This window comes from Mycobacterium sp. IS-1590 (assembly GCF_001500025.1).
Lineage (GTDB): Bacteria > Actinomycetota > Actinomycetes > Mycobacteriales > Mycobacteriaceae > Mycobacterium.
In genome coordinates, this window is the sequence record NZ_LQIW01000002.1 from 33,978 (window position 1) to 49,941 (window position 15,964).

At 69.1% G+C, this 15,964-nt stretch carries 14 protein-coding genes and 1 tRNA gene; 7 read left to right on the plus strand and 8 right to left on the minus strand.

Features of this window, described 5'->3' with window-relative positions:
- Positions 1 to 35: 35 nt before the first annotated feature.
- Together AU197_RS02900 and AU197_RS02905 are read left to right on the plus strand one after the other, a co-directional pair.
- On the plus strand, positions 36 to 749 hold the full coding sequence (locus tag AU197_RS02900) for a DUF881 domain-containing protein (protein ID WP_064400971.1): 714 nt from the start codon (positions 36 to 38) through the stop codon (positions 747 to 749).
- A gap of 74 nt (positions 750 to 823) precedes the next feature.
- On the plus strand, positions 824 to 1,510 hold the full coding sequence (locus AU197_RS02905) for an aminodeoxychorismate/anthranilate synthase component II (RefSeq protein ID WP_064400972.1): 687 nt from the start codon (positions 824 to 826) through the stop codon (positions 1,508 to 1,510).
- Here AU197_RS02905 and pknB read toward each other — a convergent pair.
- From pknB to AU197_RS02940, 7 genes are all read right to left on the minus strand, one after another.
- Positions 1,488 to 3,365 carry a Stk1 family PASTA domain-containing Ser/Thr kinase gene (gene pknB, locus AU197_RS02910; protein ID WP_064400975.1) on the minus strand — a complete coding sequence of 626 codons (1,878 nt, stop codon included), beginning with the start codon at positions 3,363 to 3,365 and terminating at the stop codon, positions 1,488 to 1,490. The genes AU197_RS02905 and pknB overlap by 23 nt on opposite strands.
- Positions 3,362 to 4,705 (minus strand): protein kinase domain-containing protein, encoded by a 1,344-nt coding sequence (locus tag AU197_RS02915; RefSeq protein ID WP_064400976.1) that lies wholly within the window; start codon positions 4,703 to 4,705, stop codon positions 3,362 to 3,364. Before AU197_RS02915 ends, pknB begins: the two co-directional genes overlap by 4 nt.
- A 46-nt stretch (positions 4,706 to 4,751) precedes the next feature.
- Complete coding sequence (gene pbpA / locus AU197_RS02920; protein WP_064400979.1) at positions 4,752 to 6,227, minus strand: D,D-transpeptidase PbpA; 1,476 nt, start codon at positions 6,225 to 6,227, stop codon at positions 4,752 to 4,754.
- A complete protein-coding gene (locus AU197_RS02925; RefSeq protein WP_064400980.1) occupies positions 6,224 to 7,636 on the minus strand; it encodes an FtsW/RodA/SpoVE family cell cycle protein in 1,413 nt (470 codons plus the stop codon). The genes pbpA and AU197_RS02925 overlap by 4 nt, the downstream gene beginning before the upstream one ends.
- A complete protein-coding gene (locus tag AU197_RS02930; RefSeq protein WP_064400982.1) occupies positions 7,633 to 9,213 on the minus strand; it encodes a PP2C family protein-serine/threonine phosphatase in 1,581 nt (526 codons plus the stop codon). The genes AU197_RS02925 and AU197_RS02930 overlap by 4 nt, the downstream gene beginning before the upstream one ends.
- Positions 9,210 to 9,677, minus strand: coding sequence for an FHA domain-containing protein FhaB/FipA (locus AU197_RS02935; protein ID WP_064394676.1), 468 nt, complete (start codon positions 9,675 to 9,677; stop codon positions 9,210 to 9,212). The genes AU197_RS02930 and AU197_RS02935 overlap by 4 nt, the downstream gene beginning before the upstream one ends.
- A gap of 127 nt (positions 9,678 to 9,804) precedes the next feature.
- Positions 9,805 to 11,289 carry an FhaA domain-containing protein gene (locus tag AU197_RS02940; RefSeq protein WP_064400983.1) on the minus strand — a complete coding sequence of 495 codons (1,485 nt, stop codon included), beginning with the start codon at positions 11,287 to 11,289 and terminating at the stop codon, positions 9,805 to 9,807.
- A 248-nt stretch (positions 11,290 to 11,537) separates the two neighbouring features.
- On the opposite strand from AU197_RS02940, the gene AU197_RS02945 reads away from it, so the two are divergent.
- The 5 genes from AU197_RS02945 (at position 11,538) to AU197_RS02965 (ending at position 15,059) form a co-directional block, all read left to right on the plus strand.
- A tRNA-Leu gene (locus AU197_RS02945) sits at positions 11,538 to 11,620 on the plus strand.
- Between the two features lie 118 nt (positions 11,621 to 11,738).
- On the plus strand, positions 11,739 to 12,917 hold the full coding sequence (locus AU197_RS02950; RefSeq protein ID WP_064400985.1) for a DUF7373 family lipoprotein: 1,179 nt from the start codon (positions 11,739 to 11,741) through the stop codon (positions 12,915 to 12,917).
- A gap of 69 nt (positions 12,918 to 12,986) precedes the next feature.
- Positions 12,987 to 13,487, plus strand: coding sequence for a pyridoxamine 5'-phosphate oxidase family protein (locus AU197_RS02955; protein ID WP_064400986.1), 501 nt, complete (start codon positions 12,987 to 12,989; stop codon positions 13,485 to 13,487).
- Positions 13,488 to 13,491: 4 nt separating this feature from the next.
- Entirely contained in the window at positions 13,492 to 13,971 is a 480-nt protein-coding gene (locus AU197_RS02960; protein ID WP_064400988.1) for a nitroreductase family deazaflavin-dependent oxidoreductase, read from the plus strand.
- A gap of 128 nt (positions 13,972 to 14,099) precedes the next feature.
- Complete coding sequence (locus AU197_RS02965; protein WP_064400990.1) at positions 14,100 to 15,059, plus strand: coiled-coil domain-containing protein; 960 nt, start codon at positions 14,100 to 14,102, stop codon at positions 15,057 to 15,059.
- A 76-nt stretch (positions 15,060 to 15,135) separates the two neighbouring features.
- Here AU197_RS02965 and AU197_RS02970 read toward each other — a convergent pair whose 3' ends face one another.
- On the minus strand, positions 15,136 to 15,939 hold the full coding sequence (locus tag AU197_RS02970) for an acyl-CoA thioesterase domain-containing protein (protein WP_064400993.1): 804 nt from the start codon (positions 15,937 to 15,939) through the stop codon (positions 15,136 to 15,138).
- Positions 15,940 to 15,964: the final 25 nt, after the last annotated feature.

The window sequence follows — 15,964 nt, forward strand, 5'->3', positions numbered from 1 at the left end:
CGAGCGGTCGGCGCGCCACGACGTGGCGGTACGGGGTGCCGGTGGTTTGCCTGCTCGCCGGGCTGTTGCTCGCGGCCACCCACGGTGTCTCCGGTGGCGACGAGATCCGCCGCAGCGACGCCCCACGCCTCGTCGACCTGGTTCGCGAGACCCAACAGTCCGTGGACCGGCTCAGCGCAGAACGCGACGCGCTGGCCTCGGAGGTCGACAGCCATCACGGGGGCAGCCCGGGTGCGGATGCGGCCCTGACCGCGATCACCGCACGCTCGGCGCAGTTGGCCTCCGAGGCGGGCCTGGAGCCACTGCGCGGTGCCGGCCTGGTTGTCACGCTCACCGACGCGCAACGCGACGCCGAGGGCCGTTTTCCCCGCGACGCCACCCCCGACGACCTCGTGGTGCACCAGCAGGACATCGACGCCGTCCTCAACGCGTTGTGGAGCGCAGGGGCCGAGGGCATCCAGATGCAGGACCAGCGCATCATCGGCACGTCGGCGCCCAGGTGCGTCGGCAACACCCTGCTGCTCAACGGGCGCACGTACAGCCCGCCGTATGTCATCGCCGCGATCGGCGACGCTCCCGCGATGCAGGCGGCGTTGGCGGCCGCTCCCCTGGTCACTCTTTACCGCCAGTACGTGGTGCGGTTCGGCCTGGGCTATTCGGAAGAACCCCGGGCGTCGGTGGAACTGGTCGGCCACAAGGAGCCGCTGCGGATGCAGTTCGCCAAGCCCGCGGGCCCGATCGGATACTGACCCAGACGTCCTGCGGGGTGGCACGGCGCACCCGGCGCGGCCGGTACGCCGCGCGCAACCAGTAACCTGGGCTGATGCAAGTTCTGGTCGTCGACAACTACGACAGCTTCGTGTTCAACCTGGTGCAGTACCTCGGGCAGCTCGGGGTGCAGGCTCAGGTGTGGCGCAACGACGACGACCGGCTGGCCACCGATGCCGATATCGAAAAGGCCGCCAACGATTTCGACGGTGTGCTGCTGTCCCCCGGCCCGGGTACGCCCGAGCGGGCCGGTGCCTCCATCCCGCTCGTCAAAGGGTGCGCGTCGGCGCGCACCCCGCTGCTGGGTGTCTGCCTCGGACACCAGGCGATCGGGGTCGCGTTCGGCGGCACAGTGGATCGCGCACCCGAACTGCTGCACGGTAAGACCAGCGTCGTGCACCACACCGATTCCGGTGTGATGCAAGGACTTCCGAACCCGTTCACCGCCACCAGATACCATTCGCTGACCATTCTGCCCGAGACGGTGCCCGACGAACTCGAGGTGACCGCACGCACCGAGGGCGGCGTCATCATGGCGGTGCGCCACGTCGAGTTGCCGATCCACGGCGTGCAGTTCCATCCCGAGTCGATCCTGACCGAGGGTGGTCACCGGATGCTGGCCAACTGGCTCGGTTATTGCGGCGTGGCGCCCCCCGAGTCGCTGGTCCGCCGGCTGGAGGACGAGGTCACCAGCGCCATCGCCGCCGGCCGGGAAGCCGCTACGACGCGAAGCTCAGCGTGACCGTGTCCCCGAAGTTGACACCGCTGCCGGGCGCCGGGTTCTGGGTCACCACCGCATTGGTGCGCTGACCGCTGTTCTGCACGTCGGCGCCTTTGTCCAGGAAGCCCGTCCACCCGAGCGCGCGCAGCCGCGGTTCAGCGTCCACCCAGAACATGCCCCGCAGGTCGGGCATCACGAACTGGTTGCACGCCGACAACTGCAGCTGGATGGGGGAGTCGACCGCGGAGTCCTGTCCGGCCGGGGGCAATGTTCCGATCACCTGTCCGCAGGCTTCGGGGCTGTCGACCTGCACGGACACCACGTTGGTGAACCCGGCGGCGGTCAGGATCTGGCGCGCCGACGCCTCGGGCTGGTTCTGGACGTTGGGCACGGGGCGGCTCTGGGGACCGGACCCGACGATGATGGTGATCTCGTTGGTGATCGCGGAGGTCTGGTTGGCCGGGGGATTGGTGCCGAGCACCTTGTCCTTCAGCTCGGGTGTCGACGGCGATGACGACGACTTGAACTTCTCGAAGCCGGCCTCTTTCAACCGCTCCGTCGCCTGGTTGTAGGTCAGGTTTTTGACGTCGGGGATCTCGCGCTGCTCCGGGCCGGTGGAGACGTTGAGGGTGATCTCCTCGCCCGCCTCGACCGACGAGTCGGCGCTGGGATCGGTGCTGATCACGTGGTCGGGTGGCACCGTCGAATCCGGCCGCTGTTGGGTCCTGGTCTTGAAGCCCCGGTTCTGCAGCTCGGCGATCGCGTCCGCCGATGGCTGACCGCTGACGTCGGGCACCTCGACGTTGCGGGTGTTTCCGCCGAACATGTTGATCGCCACGGTGACCACGACCGTGAGGACGGCCAGCACCGCGACCGCTGCCAGCCACCGGGCGACCGAACCGCGGCGGTCGCGATCGGCGTCGTCGTGGGTCGGCACCGGCGGCATCGGGTCGATCGGCTCGGTGCGCTCGTGGCCCGTCGGCGCCGACAGCAGCGAACTGCGTTCGGCGTCGGTGAACACCTTGGGCGCCTCCGGTTGTTCCCCGCTGTGCACCCGGACCAGGTCGGCGCGCATCTCGGCCGCGGTCTGATACCGGTTGTCGGGGTTCTTCGCCAACGACTTGAGCACCACCGCGTCCAGTTCGGGGCCGATCGAGGGGTTGCGCTGTGACGGCGGTATCGGATCCTCGCGAACGTGCTGATAGGCCACCGCCACCGGCGAGTCACCGATGAAAGGTGGCTCCCCGGTGAGGATTTCGTAGAGCACGCAGCCCAGGGAGTAGACGTCGGAGCGGGCGTCGACCTTCTCGCCGCGGGCCTGTTCGGGCGACAGGTACTGCGCGGTCCCGATCACCGCGGCGGTCTGGGTGACGCTGTTGGCGTCGGCCAGCGCGCGGGCGATCCCGAAGTCCATCACCTTCACCGCACCGGTCTTGCTGATCATGATGTTGGCCGGCTTGACGTCGCGGTGGATGATCCCGTGCTGGTGGCTGAAGTTCAGGGCCTGGCATGCGTCGGCGATAACCTCGATGGCCCGCCGCGGCTCCATCGGGCCGTCGTTGTGGACGATGTCGCGCAGCGTCACGCCGTCGACGTACTCCATGACGATGTAGGGCAGCGGTCCTTGCGGGGTCTCGGCCTCGCCGGTGTCGTAGACCGCGACGATCGCGGGGTGGTTGAGCGCCGCGGCGTTCTGGGCCTCGCGACGGAACCTCAGATAGAAGCTCGGGTCGCGGGCGAGGTCGGCGCGCAGCACCTTGATCGCGACGTCGCGGTGCAGGCGTACGTCGCGCGCGAGGTGGACCTCGGACATGCCCCCGAAGCCGAGGATCTCGCCGAGCTCATAGCGGTCGGACAGGTGTTGCGGGGTCGTCATTGCAATGTCTGTTCTGGAGCCCAACGCCACTGGTAGGGCTCCTGTGCCGGGGCTGACGGCAATACCGGCGGCATTGCCGGTGACGCCATCGCCTGCGGTGTGGTTACCCCTGATTGTCCCTCACCACCGCCACCGCCTTGCTCGACGGTCCGGTTGGGAAGCGCCGCGGGCGACTCGAAGGGGGTGGTCTCGGTGATGGTGTTGGTGATGGTCGGCGGCGGGGTCTGGCGGTCTTGGCGATCCTGGGCGTTGAGCACGATCAGGATCGCGATGATGATCGCCAGCGCTCCCAGCACGCCCGCGGCCCACAGCAGCGCGCGCTGACCGGAGGAGAACGTCCGCCGGGGTGGGGGAGGCCGATGGCTGCCGGTCGCCGAGCGCGGGCGCGCGGCGGTGGCCGGGGCGCGCCCGGTCATATCGGCGGCCGCACGGGCCTGGGTGGCCGACGGCACGGCGGTGGGCGCGGCGCGACCGATCGAGGGCGCGGCGTTCGGCCGCGGCGGGCGCCGTCCGGAGCGCACGGCGGCCACCGCGTCGGCGAACGCCCCGCCGGAGCGGTACCGCATGCCGGGGTTCTTGACGAGCGTGATCTCGATCAACTCGCGCACATTGGGCGGCAGATCGGCGGGCAGCGGCGGCGGCGTCTCCTTGATGTGCTTCATCGCCACCGTCAGCGCACCGTCACCGGTGAACGGTCGCTTACCCGAAACCGATTCGTAGCCAACGACTCCCAGTGCATAAACGTCGCTGGCGGCGGTGGCGTCGTGCCCCAGGGCCTGCTCGGGGGCGATGTACTGGGCCGTACCCATCACCATGCCGGTCTGCGTCACCGGCGCGGCGTCGACGGCCTTGGCGATGCCGAAGTCGGTGAGCTTGACCTGGCCCGTCGGGGTGATGAGGATGTTGCCCGGCTTGACGTCGCGGTGCACCAGCCCCGCGCTGTGGGCGACCTGCAGGGCGCGGCCGGTCTGCTCGAGCATGTCGAGCGCATGTCTGAGCGACAGCCGCCCGGTCCGTTTCAGCACCGAGTTGAGCGGTTCGCCGTTGACCAGCTCCATCACCAGGTAGGCGGTGCGGCCCTCACCGTCCATGTCGGTCTCGCCGTAGTCGTACACGCTGGCGATGCCGGGATGGTTGAGCATGGCGACGGTGCGGGCCTCGGCCCGGAACCGCTCGACGAACTCGGGGTCGGTGGAGTACTCCGCCTTGAGCACCTTCACCGCGACCCGGCGGCCGAGCCGGGAGTCCACGGCCTCCCAGACCTGTCCCATGCCGCCGGTGGCGATCAAGCGCTGCAGCCGGTAGCGCCCCGACAGCGTCACACCTACGCGAGCCGTCATACGGCCCCCCGGTCACATGCTGTGCGGACCGCCCGCTGCCGGGAGCTCATGAGCCCTCCCGCAGGGCTGCGGCGATGGTGGCCCGCCCGATCGGGGCGGCCAGCGCGCCGCCGGTTGCCGACAGCCGGTTACCGCCGTTCTCGACCACGACCGCGACCGCCACCTTGGGGGCCTGGGCCGGGGCGAAGGCGATGTACCAGGCATGCGGAGGGGTGTTACGTGGATCGGTACCGTGCTCCGCTGTGCCGGTCTTGGATGCGATCTGCACGCCGGCGATGGCTCCCTTCTGCTGAGTCACCTGCTCGGCGGCGACCATCAAGTCCGTAAGTGTATCGGCGACCTGCTCGGAGACCGCCCGGCGCTCTTCCTGCGGGGCCGTCGTGGCGATGTTCGAGAGGTCCGGTCCCTTCAGGTTATCGACCAGGTACGGCGTCATCGCCACTCCTTTGTTGGCGATGGCCGCGGCGATCTGGGCGTTCTGCAGCGGGGTCAGCGCGACGTCCTTCTGCCCGATGCTCGACATGCCCAGCGCGGCGGCGTCGGGGATGGGACCGACGCTCGACTCGACCACCTGAAGCGGGATCGTCGGAGCCGGTGCGTCGAGCCCGAACCCGCGCGCGGTGGACCGCAGCGCGTCGGCACCGGTGTCGATCCCCAGCTCGACGAACGCGGTGTTGCAGGACCGGGCGAAGGCCTCTCGCAGCGACGTGGTGGGACCGCCGCCGCAGGCCGAGCCACCGAAGTTCTCCAGCGTTGCGGTGCTGTCCGGCAATGGAATTCGCGATTCCGCGGTGAGCTGCGTGTTCACCGTCGCACCGCGCTGCAGAGCCGCCGCGGTGGTGATCACCTTGAAGGTCGAGCCCGGCGGGTAGGTTTCGGATATCGCCCGGTTCAGCAGCGGTGATTCGGGGTCGTCACGCAGTCGCTGCCAAGCCCCGGTCTGGGCGGCCATGTCGTGGGTGGCCAACAGGTTCGGGTCGTAGGACGGCGACGACACCATGGCCAGGATCTTGCCGGTCGACGGCTCGATGGCCACCACCGAACCCTTGCACGGACCGTCGCAGCCCTCTTCCATCGCATCCCAGGCCGCCTGCTGGACCTGCGGCTTGATCGTGGTGTCGACGTTGCCGCCGCGCGGGTCGCGGCCGGTGAAGAAGTCGGCCAGCCGGCGGCCGAACAGCCGCTCGTCGGAGCCGTTGAGGATGGAATCCTCGGCGCGTTCCAGTCCGCTGCTCGAGTACTGCAGCGAGTAGAAGCCGGTGACCGGCGCATAGGCCAGCGGATTGGGATACACCCGCAGGAAGCGGAACCGGCCGTTGGTGGACACCGAATACGCCAGCAGCTGGCCGCCCGCAGAGATCTGCCCGCGCTGGCGGGAGTACTCGTCGAGCAGCACCCGCTGGTTGCGGGGATCCGAGCGCAGCCCGTCGGCCGTCAGCACCTGCGTCAGCGTGGCGTTGCCCAACAACAACACGATCAGGGCCATGACCGTGACGGCGATGCGGCGCAGCGAGGTGTTCATACTTTCTCGATCACCTCGGTGCTGGCCGCCGCGATCGGGGTGGGGGTCTGAGGTCCGGCGATGATCGGGCGCCGCGCGGCGTGCGAGATGCGCACCAGGATCGCCAGCAGTGCGTAGTTCGCGAGCAGCGACGAACCGCCGTAGGACAGCCACGGTGTGGTCAGCCCGGTCAGCGGGATGAGCTTGGTGACCCCGCCGACGACGATGAACAGCTGCAGCGCCAGCGTCGACGCCAGGCCGGCGGCCAGCAGCTTTCCGAAGCTGTCGCGCACGGCGATCGCGGTGCGCAGGCCGCGGATGATCACGATCGTGTAGAGCATCAGCACCGCGGCCAGCCCCACCAGTCCGAGTTCCTCACCGACGGCCGCGATGATGAAGTCGGTCGACGCGGCGGGCACCGTACCGGGCTGACCGTTGCCGAGGCCGGTGCCGAAGATGCCTCCGGTGGCGAAGCTGAACAACGACTGCACCATCTGGTACCCCGCGCCGTCGGGATCGGCGAAAGGGTCGAGCCACGTCTGCACCCGCACCTGCACGTGGTCGAACATGTGGTATGCCGCAACGCTTCCCGCGGCGAACAGGGCCAGCCCGATGATGACCCAGCTGAGCCGGTCGGTGGCCGCGTACACCAACACCAGGAACGACGCGTACAGCAGCAGCGAGGTGCCGAGGTCCTTCTCGAAGATCATCACGCCGACCGAGGCGATCCACGCGGCCAGCAGCGGCGCGAGGTCGCGGGGCCGGGGCAGATCCATGCCGAGGACGTGTTTTCCGGCGCTGGTGAACACGCTGCGCTTGGACACCAGGACCGCGGCGAAGAAGATCAGCAGCAAAATCTTGGAGAACTCGGCGGGCTGAATCGAGAAGCCCGGCAAGCGGATCCAGATCTTGGCGCCATTCTGTTCGGACAACGCGCGCGGCAGCACGGCCGGGATGGCGAGCAACACCAGGCCGGAAAGTCCGCAGACGTAGCCGTAGCGGGCCAGCAGCCGGTGATCGCGTAGAAAGATCACGATGAGCGAGAACCCGACGACGCCAAGCAGGGTCCACAGCATCTGTTGGTTGGCCGTGCCGCCGATGCCGTCTTGGGACAACTCCCCGGCGGCGAGGTCGAGACGGTGAATCATCACCAGCCCCAGGCCATTCAGCAGCGCGACGACCGGCAGCAGCAGCGGGTCGGCGTACGGGGCGAAACGTCGTATCGCCAGGTGCGCACCGCTGAACAGCGCCATGTAGGCGACGGTGTAGCTCGCGAGGTCCCAGTGCAGGCCCTGTTCCTGGTTCGCCTCGACGAGCAGAAGCGCCAAGGTGGTGATGACGGTGGCGAAACCCAGCAGGAGCAGTTCGGCGTTGCGCCGGTTGGGAAGTGGCGGCGCGACGGAAACGGCGGACTGCGGCTGGGTCGTCATGAGACTTCCCGGCAGTTGACTCCCGGCTCGGGCGGCGGGGGCGGTAGCGCGGTGACCGTCGGGGGCGGCGGCGGTTTGGGTGTCGGCGGCGCCGGAGACTCGGGCGGCGGCGGTGTGCCCGGTTCGGCACGCGGGGACTCGGGTGCGGGCGATGGTGGCTTCGGTGACGGCGGCGGAGGCGTCACCGTTCGCGGAGTCTCCGGTGCGGGCGTGCCCTCCTCACCGCGAGGTGGCGGATTATTCGGCAGGCCAGGCGAATTCGGCCCCGGGCTGTGCGGCGCTGTGGTGCGCGGGGCAGGAGGTGGTGGCGGGGCGCAGATCGGCAACAGAGAATCGCGCGCCAGCTGGTTGATCTGCGTGATCGCCTGATCTTCCGACCCCGTCGGCAGACCGGAGATGACCTGCCGCTGTTCGGAGGGCTTGAGGTCGGACACCCGAAGCGGTTGACAATCGCGTGGCTCCTGGCCGGGACTGATCAGGGTCAGCCCGTTGCGTTCGGTCAGGCAGCCCCGTCGGTACGGCTCCTGCAGCGGGTATCCGAGGATCGATCCGGGGACACCTCGCATGATCGAGACGATGCCGTCATGGGCGGTGACGTAGAAGTTGCTGCGGATGATCTCGCGGCCGACGGCCAATCCGGCCAGGACGACCAGGACGACGAGGGCGGCGGCGATGAACATTCGCCGCCGCGACTTGGGCGGTCGCGGCGGTTCCTCCGGTTCCGGTAGGGCGCGCTTGGCCTCATTGCGTCGCGGGTTGAACGCCGACGCGCGACCGGCCGCGGTGTTGGGCGGGGGCTGGTCGTCATCGCCCGATACCGCGCCGGCGATGATCGGTTGGGTCTGGCCGTAGTCGTAGGCGTTGTTGTCGACGACGTCGGCCACCACGACCGTGACGTTGTCGGGGCCGCCGCCGCGGAGCGCCAATTCGATGAGCCGGTCGGCACTTTCGGCGACATCGGGGATCTGCAACGCCTCGAGGATGGTCTCCTGGCTGACCGGGTCGGACAGACCGTCGGAGCACAGCAGGTAGCGGTCGCCCGCGCGCGCCTCGCGCATGATGAGCGTGGGCTCGACCTCGTGGCCGGTCAGCGCGCGCATGATCAGCGACCGCTGCGGATGGCTGTGGGCCTCCTCGGCGGTGATGCGGCCCTCGTCGACGAGCGTCTGGACGAAGGTGTCGTCCTTGGTGATCTGGGTGAGCTCGCCGTCGCGCAGCATGTAGCCGCGCGAGTCCCCGATGTGCACCAGGCCAAGTCGATTGCCCGCGAACAGGATTGCGGTCAGGGTGGTGCCCATGCCCTCGAGCTCGGGGTCGGCCTCCACGTGTGCTGCGATCGCGGAGTTGCCCTCGCGCACCGCGGTGTCGAGCTTGCTGAGCAGGTCGCCGCCGGGTTCGTCGTCGTCGAGGTGGGCGAGCGCGGCGATCACCAGTTGTGAGGCCACCTCGCCCGCGGCGTGCCCGCCCATGCCGTCGGCGAGCGCGAGCAGCCGGGCGCCGGCGTACACCGAATCCTCGTTGTTCGCCCGGACCAGGCCGCGGTCGCTGCGCGCGGCGTATCGAAGCACCAGGGTCACGGGCGCAGCTCGATTACCGTTTTGCCGATCCGAACCGGCGTGCCTATCGGAACGCGTACCGCCGTCGTCACCTTCGCCCTGTCGAGGTATGTGCCGTTGGTCGATCCTAGGTCCTCGACATACCATTCCGAACCTCGAGGCGACAGCCGCGCGTGGCGCGTCGAGGCGTAGTCGTCGGTGAGGACCAACGTCGAGTCGTCGGCCCGCCCGATCAGCACCGGCTGGCTGCCGAGTGTGATGCGGGTGCCGGCCAACGCGCCCTCGATGACCACCAGATGCCGGGCCACGTTACGACGGGCCCGGTTGGGTAGCAGCGAGGCACGCAGCGGCAGCCCCCGACGCACCATGACGGCACCGGTCGGGGCGTAGAGGTCGGTCCGCAGGATTCGCAGCACCGACCAGATGAACAGCCATAGGAGCAACAGGAATCCGACGCGCGTCAGTTGCAGTACCAACCCCTGCATCTGACGTCCTCTCCGTCTCCATCCCGTGGCGCCGCCTCGGCAACGCAGCCAGCCTCGGCACCGTCACGATACTTGGACGGTTACCGACATGAGGGGGAAGCGGCAGCTTCTCCGCCCCGGCGGGCGCTCAGTGCACGCGGACGATGATCTCGGAGTGGCCCAGCCGGATCACGTCGCCGTCGGCGAGCTGCCACTCCTGGACGGGCGCGTTGTTGACGGTGGTCCCGTTGGTGGAGTTCAGGTCCGACAGCAGCGCGACCTGGCCGTCCCAACGGATCTCCAGATGCCGCCGGGACACCCCGGTGTCGGGCAGCCGGAACTGTGCGTCCTGGCCGCGGCCGATCACGTTGGTGCCCTCGCGCAGCTGATAGGTGCGACCGCTGCCGTCGTCGAGTTGCAGCGTCACGGTCGCGCCGCTCGCACCGTAGTCGCCCTGGCCGTAGCCACCGCCGTAGCCGGCCGGCTGGCCGTAGTCGTAGCCGCCGCCAGCGGGCTCGGAATAGCCCGGTTCGGCGTATCCGCCTGCCGGCGCGTCACCATAGCGGCCGTAGTCCGGCGGGGCGCCGTAGCCCTGGTCCTGGCGACCGTACGGTGCGCCGCCGTAACCACCCTGGTCGGGATAGCCGCCCTGGTCGGGGTAGCCGCCCTGATCCGGGTAAGCGGGCCGGGGCTCGGGACGGCCGTAGCCGCCCTCCTCGTGGCGGCCGGGGCCCGGGGGACGCCCGTAGTCGTAGTCGGATGCGGGTGCGCCGCCGTAGCCGGGCTGGCCGCCCGGCGGGGGACCGTAGCCGCCCGGGGCCTGCCGGTAGCCCTGGTCGGGGTAACCGCCCTGCGGCGGGCCGTAGCCGGCCGGGGGGCGCTGCTCGTATGACGGCGGCGGGTAGCCCTGGTCGGGGTAACCGCCCTGGTCCGGGTAGCCACCTTGGTCCGGGTAGCCACCTTGGTCGGGGTAGCCGCCCTGGTCGGGGTAGCCGCCCTGACGCGGGGCGTAGGGATCGCCGTGAGGCGGATAGCCGCCCTGCTCGTGCGGGGGATAAGGGCCGCGGTCGTCCGGGCGGCCGTAGCGATCGTCCTGCGGACGTTCTTGCGGACGGTCTTGCGGACGGTCGTAGTACTCGTCGGCGGGCCTCCCCGGCCCCTGGCCGCCGCGGTAGGTCGGGTTGTCGCTCATCGGTGGTACTCCTGATTCTGCGCTGGACGCACGTACATGGGGTGGTGGTGCGGGTTCGCCAGTGGTCGTGTCGGGATTGACCGCTCCACGCGCGCGAAACTGTCCGGTGTGCAGGGTGGGTGATTGTTCGAACCTGACGACCACATCACCATACGTTTGCCACCCCTGCTCACGGATGTATCCCTCCAAGTGCTTGGCAAAAGTCGCTGACGTGAGGTCTGGGTCGGCGCTCACCTTCTGATAGTCAGGCACACTGAGGGTAATGACGTAGTCGTTTGGTGCCAAAACCTGATCGCCGAGCACTTCGCGCGCACCGGTGTCGGCCTCCCGCCGAAGCATCGCCTCGACCTCCTGCGGGACGATCGAACCGCCGAACACCCGGGCGAACGCATCGCCGACCGTCGACTCGAGCTTGCGCTCGAAACGGTCGACTAGACCCATGTCACGTCCGCCTCACTCGGTCGTCGTCCGTCGGCCCTGCTCACCGCGACGGGAGCCAGCGTGTCGCCTGGCCACATTGTTCATGTGCATGGTATCGGCCGAGCGCCGGACTGCGGGACCAACAGAACTCTGAGAATCACATCGCCGCAGTTCAGCGCCCCGGATCACGATCGGCCGAACGTGGTCAGGGCCCAGCCGGTACGGTTGGGGAGCCGGGTGTTGTGCGTGATAGGCTCCCCCGGTTGTTGGGGCGAGTGGCGGAATGGCAGACGCGCTGGCTTCAGGTGCCAGTGTCCTTCGGGACGTGGGGGTTCAAGTCCCCCTTCGCCCACAAACAATGAAGACGAGCCACCGGAATTTCGGGTGGCTCGTCTCATTTGTATGACGTCCGTCGCGGCGTCGGCACGCCTGAATCCGTGGCCGACGCGGCGCGGGGTAATTTCCGGGATATGCGTAACGCGATCCTTACGCTCATCTCTGTCGTCGCGCTGCTCGCGACGGCGTGCACATCGACCGTCGAGGGATCCGCGGTCAGGGCCGCCGGTGGGCCCGCGCTGGATTTCGACCGGTTGGACCCGGGCCGGTTTCCCACGGCGCCGCGGGATCCACTCGGCGTCGCGGGCGATCCCATGCTCGGCGTCGTGCTCGAGGGCCAGCGGCTGGCCAACCATGTCACCGGTCCGTGGGAGGTCGACGAGGCGCTGACCGAATGGTTCGGCCTGGGCGCGATGGTGCTGCCCCGCGCCGAAGCGCTGGCGATGATCGGCCCGATGAACGTCGCCGCGGCGGCCGCCCGCCACGACTTCGTCACCGGCTTCGCCACGACGCGGACCGAGAAGAACAAGCAGATCCTGCTCAATGCGGTGCTGCGATTCGCCGACGATCGCGCCGCGCAGGCCGCGGCCGACGACATGGGCGACGCGGTCACGCAGCCACAGGGCACCGACGGACCGTCGCCGAAAATGGAGATCCCCGGCCATCCCGAGGCACGCGCCAGCAGTCACACCGGCACCGATCGCAACATCGGGAAATTCGGTGCGGTGCGGTCGTTCACCGCGCACGGCCCCTACGTGTTGATGCAGCTGGCCCAGGTGACCGCCGGCATCGACGCCGCCGCCCGGCTGGTGACCGAGAGCCTGGACCTGCAGGTCCCGGAGATCCACAAGTTCCGCGCCACCGACCCGAGCGAGCTGGCCGACATCTCGATCGATCCGACCGGCCTGCTGGCCCGCACGCTTCCGCTCGACGGCCGCGATCCGACGTTCACCAAGGGCGGTACCTACGAACGGCGGGGTGCGCTGCACTTCCAGTCCGATCCGGTGCGGTCGGCCAAGCTCTTCGCCGACACCGGCGTCGATCTGGTCGCGATGGCGGGCACGACCGTCTACGAGGCCGAGGACGGCGCGGGCGCCGCGGGTGTGGTCGAGGAGTTCGCCGAGGAGGTGTCGGCGACGGCCAAGCCGGCCAACCCGGTGCCGGACATGCCGGGCAGCCGCTGCCTGCGGACGAATGAGGGCAGCTTCTACTGCCTGGCCACCGCCGACCGGTACACCATCGAGACGAGTGCTCCGACTCTGCTTGCGGCACAACAGATGACGGCCGCGCAGTACATCATGCTGATGAGCTAGACCCCTATTGCCTCGCTCAAATCCATCCCGGTGACGGTCGTCGCCCCCGCGACCTGACAAGATCGGGCTGTGGGCAAGAACGAACGCGCGAAGATCGTCATGTCCGACGACGAGGTCGCCGAATTCATCGAACGCAGCCGCACCGCGACGATGGCCACGGTGCTGGCCGACGGGCGGCCGCACCTGGTGGCGATGTGGTACGCGGTGCTCGACGGAGAGATCTGGTTCGAGACGAAGGCCAAGTCGCAGAAGGCGGTCAACCTGCGACGCGATCCGACGGTCACGGTGATGATCGAGGACGGCCACACCTACGACACGCTGCGCGGCGTCTCGATCGACGGCAGGGCCGAGATCGTCGACGACCCGGAAACCGTTCTGCGGGTGGGCATCAGCGTGTGGGAGCGCTACACCGGACCCTATTCCGACGACATGCGCCCGTTCGTCGACCAGATGATGAACAACCGCATCTGCGTGCGGGTGGTGCCGCTGCGCACCCGCAGCTGGGACCACCGCAAGCTCGGCATGCCGGCGATGCCGCTGGGTGGCAGCACGGCGCAGTATTTAGGTTGATCACATGGATCCGAACAACAAGCCCAAGCAGCTGAACTCGCCTGTCGTCACGAAGATCATGAAGTACGCGGGCAAGGCCCACGTATGGGTGTACCGCCGCTCGGGCGGCAAGATCGGCGCGACCTGGCGGGTGGGCGCGGGCTTCAAGAAGCCCGTACCGACGCTGCTGCTCGAGCACATCGGGCGCAAATCCGGCAGGCGGCTGGTGTCGCCGCTGGTGTACATCCACAACGGCGACGACGTGATCGTCGTGGCCTCACAGGGCGGCCGCGACACCGATCCGCAGTGGTACCGCAACCTGGTGGCCAACCCCGAGGCCTACATCGAGATCGGTTCGGACCGCCGACCCGTGCGCGCCGTCACGGCGACGCCCGAACAAAAGAAGCGGTTGTGGCCGAAGCTGGTCGAGGCGTACGCGGACTTCGACACCTACCAGTCATGGGCCGATCGCGATATTCCAGTGGTGATCCTGCAGCCGCGCTGACGACACGCCGACTGCGATCCATCTCACACCCCTGAGGCGTTTCGGCTCCCCCCGCGCACCGGGTAGCCAACTGGGCAGGTGCACCCCAGCGCCGACCCAAACCGTCAACGCTTAAGGGGCGAGAAAACATGACTACCACCAAGACCACTCTGATCGCGCAGTTGCGCACCCTTCTTGACCTGACCCATACCGAGATCCAGGTCGCCGAGACCCGGATCGCGCAGGCCCGGACCGAGGCCGTCCGTCGCGAGCTGACACAGAACGCCGAGAACGGCCGGATCCGCGCCGAGGCCATCGAGAAGGCGATCCGCGATCTGGGTGGCTTCCCGGACACGATCGGCCCGCTGCTGGGCCGCGCCGCTGCCGCGGTCAAGGCGCTCACCGAGCAGGCACAGCCGTTCGATGAGGCGCTGCTGGGCGATCTGGCGCTCGAGGATCAGCTGCTCGACCGCGCCCGCTACGTCAAGGCGCTCGCGGTCGCTGCCAAGGAGCCGGACGTGCAGGACCTCGCCGACCGCCTGATCACCGCGCATTCGGCGACGGTGAACTGGCTGACCACCGTGCTGGCCGAGGACGCCCTCGGCGGCCCGGCCGCGCTGCAGCGCACCCCGCTGCAGGCCGCTGCGGGCACCGCGGTGAAGCTGGTGAACCTGCCGGGGCAGTGGTCGGCGCAGTCGGTCGAGCGGCTCGCGGAGCTGCTGCGGTCAGCGGGCCCGGCCGTCGACGACCTGCGCGAGCGCGCCCAGCGCGCCGGCGAGATCACGCTCAAGGCGCTCGGGGCGTCGCGTGACGGTGCCCTGCGCAACGCGGAGCGGGTTGTCCGCCGCGAAGGCGCCGACGACGCGGCAGATGCGCTGCACAAGGCGCGGGCCCAGAGTGGTGTCGTCGACGCCGACGAGCTGCCGATCGCCGGGTATGAGGATCTCAACCTCAGCGACGCGGTGGCCGCGGTGAAGGATCTCGACGATCCGTCCGACATCCGCACGATCATCGCCTACGAGGAGATGCACAAGAACCGTCAGCGGCTGGTGTCGGCGGCGCAGACGCGCCTGGCCGATATCGCCCAGGAGGTTGTGGGCATCAGCTGACCTTTTGGATGGCACCGGAAGCACCCCGCGGGAAACCGCGGGGTGCTTCTCGTCGCGGCAGGATTGGGGCGCCGCGCTACATGCGGGGCGGGGTGAAGCCGGGGTTGGCCAGGGCGTTGGCGACACCGCTGCCGATCGGGCCGAATTCGTCGACGATGGTCGCGGTGCCGGTGGCCACCCCGGCGTCGCTGAAGTGCGTCAGCGCCGTGAGCCCGAGGTAGGGACCCTTCGGGAGACGCGACAACGTCAGGGTGTAGTCGGCGTTGATCCACTGCAGGCCGCTGGGCCCGAAGTGCGTCAGGGAGCTGACCATGTCGCCGGCCATCGCGGCGCGGGTGAACGGCGTCAGCTCCACGCCGACGACCAGCGGCCGAAAGTCGCGCACCCACAGGTGTTTCGGACCGGAGTGCTGCCAGTTCGACAGGCCTTCACCGGGCCCGGGTTCGCGCTCGTCCCGTCCGTAGGACCACACCAGCGTGGACAGTTTCGCCGGGATGGGATCGGGTGTCGGAGGCGGTGCGGGCATGGTGACCGGCGAGGTCCAGATCTCGTCCACGGGTTGTTCGCCTCGGCGGAGAAACAGCGCTGTCGCACGCGCGACGCTCGTATCGCCTTGCGTCATCAGTGCGTCGACCAGCTTGAGGCGGCGGCCCTGCCGGACGACGGTGGTCTGGACCCGCACCGGCGCGAGCGCGGCGGGGCGGAACAGGTCGACGGTCAGGCGGGCGGGCTGGAAGTCCGGGTCGCCGGCGTCGCGTTCGAGCACGTGCCCGAGCAGACCGCCGGCGTAGTTGCCGCTGATCGTGTGCCCCCACGGGCCCTGCGCCATCGGCGTGGGCACGAAGGCGTCACCATCCGGGGTGAAGAACGCGGCCACCATCGCGCAGACGATAGCGGGCGAACCG